This window comes from Bradyrhizobium sp. LHD-71 (assembly GCF_031157255.1).
Taxonomy (GTDB): Bacteria; Pseudomonadota; Alphaproteobacteria; order Rhizobiales; family Xanthobacteraceae; genus P52-10.
Genome location: NZ_JAVIFX010000026.1, coordinates 110,941 through 121,387 on the forward strand (window position 1 = coordinate 110,941; position 10,447 = coordinate 121,387).

14 protein-coding genes are annotated in these 10,447 nt (G+C 61.7%); 6 read left to right on the top strand and 8 right to left on the bottom strand.

From position 1 onward, the window contains the following. Window positions 1-436 precede the first annotated feature (436 nt). Both RCO31_RS25700 and RCO31_RS25705 read left to right on the top strand, forming a co-directional pair. A complete protein-coding gene (locus RCO31_RS25700) occupies window positions 437-1,027 on the top strand; it encodes a helix-turn-helix domain-containing protein (protein ID WP_308971426.1) in 591 nt (196 codons plus the stop codon). An 18-nt stretch (window positions 1,028-1,045) separates the two neighbouring features. Further along, window positions 1,046-1,852 (top strand): SRPBCC domain-containing protein, encoded by an 807-nt coding sequence (locus RCO31_RS25705; RefSeq protein ID WP_308971427.1) that lies wholly within the window; start codon window positions 1,046-1,048, stop codon window positions 1,850-1,852. 34 nt (window positions 1,853-1,886) lie between these two features. Here RCO31_RS25705 and RCO31_RS25710 read toward each other — a convergent pair whose 3' ends face one another. Beyond that, window positions 1,887-2,822 carry a LysR family transcriptional regulator gene (locus tag RCO31_RS25710; RefSeq protein ID WP_308971428.1) on the bottom strand — a complete coding sequence of 312 codons (936 nt, stop codon included), beginning with the start codon at window positions 2,820-2,822 and terminating at the stop codon, window positions 1,887-1,889. A gap of 86 nt (window positions 2,823-2,908) precedes the next feature. On the opposite strand from RCO31_RS25710, the gene RCO31_RS25715 reads away from it, so the two are divergent. Beyond that, on the top strand, window positions 2,909-4,006 hold the full coding sequence (locus RCO31_RS25715; RefSeq protein ID WP_308971429.1) for an alpha/beta fold hydrolase: 1,098 nt from the start codon (window positions 2,909-2,911) through the stop codon (window positions 4,004-4,006). A gap of 90 nt (window positions 4,007-4,096) precedes the next feature. Here RCO31_RS25715 and RCO31_RS25720 read toward each other — a convergent pair whose 3' ends face one another. After that, on the bottom strand, window positions 4,097-4,582 hold the full coding sequence (locus RCO31_RS25720; RefSeq protein WP_308971430.1) for an SRPBCC family protein: 486 nt from the start codon (window positions 4,580-4,582) through the stop codon (window positions 4,097-4,099). Beyond that, entirely contained in the window at window positions 4,579-4,935 is a 357-nt protein-coding gene (locus tag RCO31_RS25725; RefSeq protein ID WP_374991533.1) for an ArsR/SmtB family transcription factor, read from the bottom strand. The genes RCO31_RS25720 and RCO31_RS25725 overlap by 4 nt, the downstream gene beginning before the upstream one ends. A 152-nt stretch (window positions 4,936-5,087) precedes the next feature. Between RCO31_RS25725 and RCO31_RS25730 the strand changes: the two genes are divergently transcribed. Continuing rightward, a complete protein-coding gene (locus RCO31_RS25730; protein WP_308971432.1) occupies window positions 5,088-5,675 on the top strand; it encodes a 2'-5' RNA ligase family protein in 588 nt (195 codons plus the stop codon). A 51-nt stretch (window positions 5,676-5,726) separates the two neighbouring features. Here RCO31_RS25730 and RCO31_RS25735 read toward each other — a convergent pair whose 3' ends face one another. The 5 genes from RCO31_RS25735 to RCO31_RS25755 form a co-directional block, all read right to left on the bottom strand. After that, on the bottom strand, window positions 5,727-6,092 hold the full coding sequence (locus RCO31_RS25735; protein WP_308971433.1) for a hypothetical protein: 366 nt from the start codon (window positions 6,090-6,092) through the stop codon (window positions 5,727-5,729). 2 nt (window positions 6,093-6,094) lie between these two features. Further along, window positions 6,095-7,435, bottom strand: a complete 1,341-nt coding sequence (locus tag RCO31_RS25740) for a sulfite oxidase (protein WP_308971434.1) — start codon at window positions 7,433-7,435, stop codon at window positions 6,095-6,097. Window positions 7,436-7,712: 277 nt separating this feature from the next. Next, window positions 7,713-8,195 carry a VOC family protein gene (locus RCO31_RS25745; RefSeq protein ID WP_308971435.1) on the bottom strand — a complete coding sequence of 161 codons (483 nt, stop codon included), beginning with the start codon at window positions 8,193-8,195 and terminating at the stop codon, window positions 7,713-7,715. Between the two features lie 58 nt (window positions 8,196-8,253). Then, window positions 8,254-8,952 carry a DUF899 family protein gene (locus tag RCO31_RS25750; protein WP_308971436.1) on the bottom strand — a complete coding sequence of 233 codons (699 nt, stop codon included), beginning with the start codon at window positions 8,950-8,952 and terminating at the stop codon, window positions 8,254-8,256. 57 nt (window positions 8,953-9,009) lie between these two features. Beyond that, complete coding sequence (locus RCO31_RS25755) at window positions 9,010-9,372, bottom strand: metalloregulator ArsR/SmtB family transcription factor (RefSeq protein WP_308971437.1); 363 nt, start codon at window positions 9,370-9,372, stop codon at window positions 9,010-9,012. Between the two features lie 115 nt (window positions 9,373-9,487). On the opposite strand from RCO31_RS25755, the gene RCO31_RS25760 reads away from it, so the two are divergent. Both RCO31_RS25760 and RCO31_RS25765 read left to right on the top strand, forming a co-directional pair. Further along, on the top strand, window positions 9,488-9,847 hold the full coding sequence (locus tag RCO31_RS25760; RefSeq protein WP_308971438.1) for an ArsC family reductase: 360 nt from the start codon (window positions 9,488-9,490) through the stop codon (window positions 9,845-9,847). Between the two features lie 185 nt (window positions 9,848-10,032). Then, window positions 10,033-10,447: 3-oxoacid CoA-transferase subunit A (locus RCO31_RS25765; protein WP_308971439.1), on the top strand; the 415-nt coding region annotated here is incomplete at its 3' end.

The following is a 10,447-nucleotide window of genomic DNA, read 5'->3' on the forward strand; positions in this document are numbered from 1 at the left end:
CCGCATTGATTTCCAATGCGCGGAAGATCGACAGACGTTGGCGTTGAATTGGGCCAAACCCAGCGACTGTTCTCTTGAACAACGGATTACGTAAGCGGAGAAATGGCGCGAGCTATCGGGGAACGACCTGAATATGCTGGCCGCAACACCCGGACGCAGGAGAAGCGATCTATCGGTGTCCCGGCCGAAGCGAAACCGTTGGCGCCGATCTCCTACTCCCCCGATGACCACAGTACGGGGCGAGATTGGCGATACAAATCAATGCATTCGCGTGATCGGTGGAAGCGGGCTCGAAAGATTCTGCGCAGGCGAAAGCGCGCGTAACCCCTCGCGGACTGATAGACGATTCATTCTCGGCGCCGTCCGGTGGTAGGTCGCCAGGCGAGCTTAATCGCGAGCCATTGACAAAAAAAGTTGTCAATGCGACACCACAGACATGTTGGAGCTCGATGTCATTGATGATCCGGCGCAGGCTGCGCTCGCGCTTGATCCGATCAAGCGGCGACTGCTGGCAGAGCTTGCGGCGCCTGCTTCTGCAGCCACGCTGGCCGGACGAGTCGGGCTCACCCGGCAGAAGGTGAACTATCATCTGCGCGCGCTCGAAGATCATCAACTCGTCGAACCGGTCGAGGAGCGTCAGTGGGGAGGCCTGACCGAGCGCCTCATGGTCGCGACCGCGACCTCCTACGTCGTCTCACCGGCAGCGCTGGGGCCGATTGGCGCGGATCCGGCGCGCAGCCGCGATCAGCTCTCCGCAAGCTACCTTATTGCGCTGGCGGCACGTATCGTGCGCGAGGTCGGCGAGCTTTGGCGCGCGGCGCGCAGAAACGAGAAGCCTCTTGCGACGCTCTCGTTCGATACGATCGTTTGCTTCAGGTCTCCTGCCGAACGCGCCGCGTTCACCGCCGATCTTACGAACGCGATCACCAGCCTTGCGGCACGCTATCACGACGAGACCGCGCCACACGGGCGCCCGCATCGGCTCGTGGTGGCGTCCTATCCCGCACCTGGCCGGGCGAAATCCTGAAACCGGAAAGGACATGACATGCCGATCAAGAAGGACGGCACCGGCAAACGCTGGGTCGAGATGGAATTCATCGCGCCGGGGACGCCCGAGCAGGTGTGGGAAGCGATGGCGACCGGCGCCGGCAACACGGCCTGGTTCACCAAGGCGGTCATCGAAGAGCAGGTCGGCGGCGCTGTCCGTTTCGATTTTGGCGAGGGTACAAGCACGTCAGGCGAAGTGACTGCATGGGAGCCGCCGCATCGGTTTGGCTATGTGGAACGCGAGTGGAGTGAAGGCGCGCCGCCGGTGGCTACCGAAATCACCATCACGAGCCGGTCCGGCGATCGCTGCGTCGTGCGCATGGTTCATTCGCTGTTTTCATCCTCCGACGATTGGGATGATCAGATGGAAGGCTTCGAGGGCGGTTGGCCGGGCTTCTTCGAAGTGTTGCGTATCTATCTTTCGCACTTTGCCGGACGGAAGGCTGCATCCTTCCAGGCCATGGTCAGTGTCGAAGGCAATGAACTTGCGATCTGGAAGCGGTTGACGAAGGAGCTCAATCTGGTCGATGCCAATGTCGGCGAAGTTCGGACCGCATCGCACGCCACTGAATCATTGTCCGGCGTGATCGAGCGTGTTCAACAAGATGGCAAGGTACGCGTCATTACGATGCGGCTCGACGCGCCAGCGCCTGGCGTAGTGATGATCGGCACGTACGGCACGGGTGATCGCGTCAATGTCAGCATGTTCATCTTCTTTTACGGCGATGACGCCCAGGCCCTTGTTACAGCAAGCGACCACAAGTGGCGCAGCTGGCTTACCGAAACCCTTTCAAGCGCCACCTGATCGTCGACGCCGCATATGGCCGCAACCGATCAAGTCATGCGATGGATCGCTTTTGGCTCACGTTGCGATCGAGTGATCTTATTGTGTCGAGAAAGCCTGTGACGACCGAAGACGGCTCGCCGCGACGCCACATCACGGCGAGATCGACGTGCAGCGGCGCGGAGGCCGTTTTCAGGTTGTGATAGCTCACCCCGACCTGGCGCAAATTGCGCATCGAGGCGGGGACCAGCGCGATGCCAAGCCCGGCGACGACAAGGCTGATGATGGCGTGCATCTGGATCGCTTCTTGGGCCACGCGCATCGAGAAGCCGGCTTCCTCGCACACCGTGACGAGACGAGCATGAAAGCTCGGGCCATCATGGGCCGGAAACATTATGAAGCTCTCTCCGGCGAGATCCCTCAACTCGATCGTTTGCCGGGCAGACAGCGGGTGATCGTCCGGCAGCGCGACGACAATGCTCTCGGACAGAACAGTCTCGCAGCGCAGATCGTCGGCATTGAATACCGGCGGACGAACGAGACCGACATCGGCTTCTCCGAGCTGCAGCGCGCGGACCTGGCTGGATGTCGTGCGCTCGAGGAGCTGCAATTCCACATCCGGATGATTTGCCCGATAGGAGCGAACGAGCCGCGGCAAGAAATCGTACGTCGCCGCTCCGACATACGTGACCCGTATCGAGCCGACCAATCCCTGGGCAGCGCGTCGCGCGGCACGCACAGAGCGTTCGGCCTGTGCCAAAAGCCGGCGTGCTTCCGCGAGAAAGACGCTGCCGGCTTCCGTCAGCCGAACGTGCCGTTGCGAGCGATCGAAAAGTTCTGCGCCAATGTCGCGCTCGAGCCGTTGTATTGCCTGGCTTAACGGCGGCTGGGCCATGCCAAGGCGCCCGGCAGCGCGACGGAAATGAAGCTCCTCTGCCAGCACGACGAAGTAACGGAGCGTGCGAAGCTCGACGTTCGATATCTCATCCATATCGTCTGATATCTAAGTTGCGACTGGAAGTATCGTAGGCGTCATCCATCTTTGTTTCCAGGTTGCGCAACCAAGGAGAAACACAGATGTCGTCGATGCTCCAGCTCGCCATGGCAGGTTTGCTCGCCGGTTCCTTCGCATTACCGCTGCAGGCGAGGGCCGAGCTCCGACGTGCTGACTCGTTCGTGGCCGGTCCGGATGGCTCAAGATTGTTTGTCCGGGAGATCAGCGAGAATACGCCGTCAAGCGCCAAGCCGCCGGTTATCCTGCTGCATGGTGCACGTGTGCCGGGCATTGCCTCGTTCGATCTGCCTGTTGAAGGCGGCTCGCTTGCGGCCGATCTCGCGCGTGCAGGGCATCGCGTCTTCGTGATGGACGCGCGCGGGTATGGGGGCTCGACCCGGCCTGGTCAGGAAGGCCCGGCGGATGGTCCGCCGCTCAGTCGCTCGGAAGACGTCATTGCCGATCTCGGCGCCGTCGTGAACGCGGTCAAGGCCAGCACTGGCGCCGAGCGCGTCGCACTGGTCGGCTGGGCGACAGGCGGCCATTGGGCCGGCATGTATGCCAGCCGCGCGCCGGAGAACGTCAGCCATGTCGTGATCTACAACAGTCTCTACGGTGCTCAGGCAGGGCACAAGGCACTTGGCCCGGGCAGTGACACCGCCGATCCGCAGGACCCGCGTCGGTTCAACTTCGCAAAGTTCGGCGCTTATCGGCTGAACACGGCGGCGTCGCTGATGCCGGCGTGGGACAGTTCGATTCCGACCAACGACAAGGACGCGTGGCGAGACCCCAAGGTGGCTGAAGCATATCGGAGCGCAGCGCTGGCGTCCGATCCGGCGTCGGCCTCCCGCAATCCGCCGGCCTTTCGCGCGCCTTCCGGCGCCATGGCTGACTCGTTCGAGCTCGCGTCCGGCCGCAAGCTTTGGCACGCCAATGCCATCACCGCGCACGTCCTGGTCCTTCGGTCAGCAAACGACTTCTGGAGCCGTCCGGAAGACGTGGTGACGCTTGAAGCCGATCTGACGAACGCCGCCAGCGTTCGTGCTGTGACGATTCCGCAGGCGACGCACCATGTCCATCTCGACCGCGCAGAACGCGGGCGATCCACGTTTCTCGCCGAACTTGGCGCTTTCCTTGCAAAGTCCCCGGCGCTCGGCAAACCGACGCGCCAAGGAACATGACAGTCATTCGATGATCCGCGCCGGCTTTCGAGACGCGGCCGCACTCAACGTCGAGGCCGTTGCTCCCGCCCGCCGCGGGAGGATGGCTTCTCACATTTCCTTCTTCACATAGGCCACGAGCTGATCGAGCACGGTGCCCCAGCCTTCGTGGAAGCCCATCTCTTCATGCTTCTTGCGGCCGTCCTCATCGCGATGGATTGCCGTCGCGACGTAGCGCGTTCCCTTGCCGCTGGGCTCGAAGGTCAGCACGGCCGTCATGAACGGCGCCGGTGAGGGGCGGTAGCCCGGCAACAGCGCGTCGGTCCAGACCAGGCGCTCGTGCGGAACGACCTCGAGATAGCAGCCGACGTTCGGAAACTCTTGGCCTTCCGGTGAGCGCATCACGGTACGGAAGATGCCGCCGGGCCTGAGATCGATCTCGCAGTCGGTGGTCGTCCATGGTCGGGGGCAGAACCAGGGCCGCAAGAGCTCGGGTGTCGTCCATGCTTTCCAGATCAGTTCGCGTGGCACGTCGATCTCGCGCTCCAACACGAGGTCGAGCTTCGGATCGGGCTTGATGACCGACGATTTCGTCATGTGTTTTTCTCCTTGAGTTCGATGAGATAGCTGTCGAGTTGATCGAGGCGTGTCGTCCAGATGGTGCGTTGTCGCATCAACCAGTCTTCGGCCTGTCGCAGGCGCTTGGGGACAAGCTGGTAGGTCCTGACGCGGCCGGTTTTGCCGGAACGCACGAGCCCATAGCCCTCGAGGATCTTCAGATGTTCAAGGAACGATGGCAGGGCCATGTCGAACGGTTTTGCCAGCTCGGTCACCGAGGCCGGGCTTCGGCTCAAGCGTTCGAGCACGTGGCGACGAGTCGGATCGGCGAGCGCGCGGAATACGCCATCGATCGAATGTGCGCCTGTGCTGTCGGCTCGTGCTTGCACCACCAAGCTCCGGTTTCGGGGTCGGCATTACTTAGGCTTTTACCTAAGTAATAGCAAGCGGCGATGAGGTTCAAGATTTTCAGAAAATAAGTGCTTAGCTTCGATCGAGTGTTCATGATATGTTCCGCGTTAGTGAACGAAAATCGGTGCTTATGATGCAAAAGCCGTTTGGATTTGTGGAGGCCGGTGGCCCAACGAACGCGAGTCACTGCCCGTTCTTCGCAATTCTACCTTCGCGGTCCGACGCATCGCGGATCGTCCGTCATGCGCAAGACCTTTGTCGTCGTGCCGGATTAGGCGGCGCGCTCAGGTCGGCGGATCGGCTCCATATTTCGCTCCACGGCCTTGGCCTTCATCGAGCGCTTCCCGGGCATCTCGTGCATGCAGCACGCGAGGCAGGTGAATCAGTCTCGTTCCCGGAATTCGACATCACGTTCGATTGTGTCGGAAGTTTTCGAAGCGGTAGGGACGGCAGGTTTCCGTTCGTGCTGCGCTCACTCGACGATATCGACGCGCTGTCTCTGTTCCATCGTGCGTTGGCCGCGGCGATGACGCTTGTTGGCCTGGGCCGCTGGATCTCGCTGCAGTTCACACCGCATATCACCTTGCTCTATGACACGCGCTTTGCGCGTCCGCGCGAAATCGAAGGAATTCGTTTCCGCGTGCGCGAGTTCGCCCTGATCGACAGTCTCATCGGGCAAAGTCGTCATGCGACGATGGCGCGATGGCCGCTGAAGGGCTGATCAACGTTGCTGTCGGCGGTCCGCTACGGCCCGTCGGGTGAGGCGATGAGCTCACTTTGGTGCAAAAGGATTGACCCAGCCGCCAGTCCCGGTGGCGGATCCGGGCGGATAGGCCTGGACGAGATAGTCGAGCAGGAGTTTCCGCGTTTCGGTGTCCGGAGGCGGCATGCCGTGCTTCTCGGTCATCCAGTTCAGCGTGTCGTCCCAGCGAGCACGATCCATACCTTGACGGCCGACGACTTTGAACGAGTGGCAGCCGATGCAGTATCCGAAAGTTTCCTCGCGGCCCTTGAAGTCAGGTAGGGATTCCGCGGTTTCCTCGGATGCGATGGAGTTCTGGGCCGAGGCGCCGGCAATGAATGCGGCGGCGACTGCTGCTGTGCACGCAGCCGTCAGGCCGCAAATGAAACCACGCATGCCTAGCCCACCAGCACCGCGATGCGGTGAAACGGGTTGGCCCCGTAGCCTTGGGGATTCCAGTTCGTCGCGATGTGCGGCTGGGCGACACCGCGCGAGTCCGTCGCACGCACCCAAAGTTCGAAATATCCGTCGCTTGGAAGGGCGAGCGTGCCGGTCCAGCGAACCCAGTCGTAGCGGTTCTTGGGCTTGGTCATTTCCATAGGGTGCCAGCGCTGACCAGCGTCGAAGGAGACGTCGACACGTTGCACCTCGTGGTCGCCCGCCCAGGCGGCGCCGCGGAGCGGCAGCTGCCTCGTCCCCGCAGCAAATCGGGCGCCATTGGCCGGCGAGGTGATGATCGACCGCGTCGGCATCGACGTCATGTCCGTGAAATTGGTCTTTCCGTCGGCGGTCGAACCCGGAACGATCGGAACCGTCGGGACTCGGTACGACGTTCCGCCCATGCCCTGGCCGTCATGGGGATCTTTGCGCACGAGCACGCGCGTCAACCACTTTGAGGAGAGTGAGCCCGGCCAGCCCGGGATGACCAGTCGTAACGGTCCGCCATGGATATGCGGCAGCGGCTCGCCGTTCATCGCCCAGACGATCATCGAATGCGGCTCCATTGCCTTTTCGATCGGCATGCCGCGTGAAATCGCGTCCTTGCCGGTGTCGCCGGAAAGATGCGGGTCCGCTCCGTAATGGCCCGTGAACTTCGCAGTGTCCTTCAGGCCTGCGGCCTTGAGCACATCGGCGAGTTTGACGCCGGTCCACTCGGCGCAGCCGGCGCCGCCATTGGTCCACGGGTTTCCGCGTGCGGCCGGCTGGTAGAAGGAACGGCCGTTGCCGCCGCATTCCATGACCATGCGCAGCGTCTGCGGCGTGAATCGCGACTTCAATTCCGCGATACTGAGCGTCAGCGGCTTCTCGACGTCGCCCTCGACCTTCAAACTCCAGGCGTCGCCTTGCTTGCTTTCCTCCGGTATCTGACCGTTGTTGCGAATGAAGAACTTCGCCGTAGGCGTGGTGTCGTCGTTCAGGAGGCTCTCCGGCGTCTCGGCCACCAGCGGCCGATCGCCGAGCAGGGCAAGTCCCTTGTCTTTTCCAGGATAGTCGAAAGGTTGTGGCGCCTTGGACAAGGCCGCTGGCGGCGGTGTTGCGCTCTGCGCGGATGCCGTCGATATGAAGTTGAAGCGTCGGTCGTTGCCGACAGGCGGACCGAGACTTGCGGCGGCGCCGATAGCGATGAGGCTGCTGCCGAGCAACATGCGCCGAGAGGTCTGGAATCTGTCCGAGTGCGCTGTGGCGCTGATGTCGTCCGGCCTCAATGCAGCAGGCCGCAGTTGTGCTTGATCCGGCATAACGTTCCTCCCCAGGACCTTTCGTCAGGCGTGACGACATGAGACCGACGGGCGCTCGCAGGCAGCCAAGGCAAACGCCAGGTCTCGTGGTGCGCGGCGAGATGGTCTCATGTCGCCGTGCACAGGTCAGCGCCTTCGTTCCTTCTGTGCACAGCGTAGCACAGCAGGGGGTCGAGAAGGGCAATACTTCAGTATTGCAAGCGCGCTCACCGTTGAGTGATCTGGCGCGCCGGTCGCTCCGCATTCGTTCAGCAGAGCGCGAGGTGGAGAAGGGAGCTTAGGCGGCCGCCTTCTCCAACGCCGCAATGTCGATCTTCTGCATCTTCAACATCGCCTGGGTCACGCGCGCCGCCTTGTTCGCATCCGGATCCGCCATCAGTGTCATCAAGCGGCCTGGCACGATCTGCCACGACAGACCGAACCTGTCCTTGAGCCAGCCGCATTGCGACGGAGTGCCGCCATCGGCGGTCAGCTTGTCCCAAAACGTGTCGACCTCGGCCTGATCCTTGCATTCAACGGAGAACGAGACTGCCTCGTTGAACTTGAAGAGCGGGCCGCCGTTGATCGCCTTGAACGGGCGGCCTTCGATGGTGAAGTCGATCGCCAGCACTTTTCCCTTCTTGCCGGCGCCATGCTCGCCCCAGCCTTCGCCCCAACGCAGGACGTTCTCGATCTTCGAGTTCTCGAAGATCGAGGTGTAATGATTTACCGCCTCTTCGGCGTTGTCGTCGAACCAGAGACAGGGGGCGATGTTTCGCATCTATTCACTCCTTGATGGGTGCTTGAAATCGGGAACGGGGGCGTTCAGGTGTCGACCTCTAATAGGTCAGTTTTGGATACCAGTTTCCGCCGCGCCCTTCGGGAGTCGCATCGAGAATGGTCCAGATGGGCATCAGGTCCGGCGCACCGCGTGGGTCCTGGCCGGGGTCGGCAGTGGCAAAGCCCATTTCGCCGCCCCAGAAGTGCCGGATCGTGCCGTCGCGCCGGGTGAAAACATTGAATGCGGCATCGTCGCCACCTTCCTTGGTGAGGGCATGATAGTCGCGGCTGAAGTCGCCGCTCGTATCGGAATAAAGAGGCAGATGGTGCCAGCCCCGCGCGCGTTTGAATCCAACGAGCCGCTCAATCGGTGAACGCGCAACGACGGCGAGAGCGACGCGCTGCTGGAGATCAGGCGTTTCGCCGTCCCACGCACTGAGCAACGATGTGCACATCGGGCAGGGCTGTTCGCGCTGCGGGCCATACATGTAGCTGTAGACGACCAGAGATTGCTTGTCGCCAAACAGATCGGCGAAAGAGATGCGACCCTTCTCGCCTTCGAAAGTGTAGGCTTTCTTCACTTCGCCGCCGGGCGGCAGGTTGCGACGCTGCTCGGCGACACGTTCGATATGCCGGCGAAGTTCGATTTCTTCGGCCAGCAGGGCGTCGCGGGCGGCCCTATAGGCGGGCGATTCATTCGGAAAGCGGACGCCGTTAGCCTTTACGAGTTCGGCTGCAGGTTTCAGTGTTTGCTTCATCTGTGGTCCTCCGTGCTTTGTGCGACAACGCCACCCACGCCCCATCGTTCGGTACGGTCACAGTTTCGCTTTTCGCCGCCTGCGCGGGCTTGGGCCCGGCTGCGTCTCGCCCAGCAGTGCATCGAGGCGCTGCAAGCTCGCGTCCCAGAATGCGCTGTAGCGCTCGAGCCACTGGTTTGCTTCTTCCAGTCGTTTCGCTTCGATCCGGCAAGGACGCCGCTGCGCGTCGCGACCGCGCGAGATCAGGCCGGCTTGCTCGAGTACCTTCAGGTGCCTCGATATTGCCGGCTGGCTCATCGCAAACGGCTTCGCAAGTTCCATCACAGACGCTTCACCGGCGGCGAGCCGCGCGATGATCGCCCGCCGGGTCGGATCGGCCAACGCTGCGAACGTTGCATCAAGGCGAGCGGACGGCGTCATATGATAACTCTTCGTTTATATAACTATATGGTTATATAGGTGATGGTCGGCCGTCAAGCGATTTGTCTGACGCAGTTCATCGCGGCATAGTGGCGCCGAACAATGGGAGCGCGGCGTGGGCCTGATTATTTACGGCATCAAGAATTGCGACACGATGAAGAAAGCGAGGGCGTGGCTCGACGCGCATCGCGTCGCTTACAGCTTTCACGACTATAAGGTGGAAGGCATTGACAAGAAGCGCCTCGAAGGTTGGGCGAAGGAGGTCGGCTGGGAAGCGCTACTCAACCGCGCAGGTACGACATTCCGCAAGCTGCCGGAGAAGGACAAGCAGGGATTGACGGCAGCGAAAGCGACCGCGCTGATGCTTGATCAGCCCTCGATGATCAAGCGCCCGGTGCTGGAGACGGGTAGAAACCTCGTCGTCGGTTTCAAGCCGGATATCTACGCGGCAGAGCTTGGCGGAAAGCGATCCTGACGCGACGTCGCACCGTCTCACGGAACGGCGCCACACATCCGGTACAACGCGTCATGCAATTCCGCACTGCGGTCAGAGCTTGTGCAGGCCGGTCGCGGTGTCCTAAAGTCTTTTGAGCAACACGCTTCGCTTCTCCGGCCATCGGCCGGCTCCCCAGCGACGATAGATGAGCCAACGGGAGGATCATGCCCATCAACAAAAATGTCGGCTCCGCGCAGGAAGCCCTCGCGGATGTCCGTGACGGCTCGACCGTGATGATTTCCGGTTTTGGAGGCGCAGGTTTTCCGAATTTTCTCATTCGTGCGCTGCGTGATCGCGCTCCGAAGGATCTCACGCTGATCGTCAACTCGGCGACGCATCGACTGTCCTATACACATGAGCTGATCGAGGCAGGGCTTGTGCGCAAGGTGGTTTGCAGCGCTGCGCGCGGACGCGAGAAGGCTCTTTCGCCATTCGAGCAGCTCTGGAAGGACGGCAAGATCGAGTTGATCTGTTTGCCGCAGGGCACCTTGGCGGAGGCGATCCGCGCCGGCGGGGCGGGAATTCCCGCGTTCTTCACGCCGGTTGGTGTTGGAACCGAACTGACCAAGGGCAAGGAGG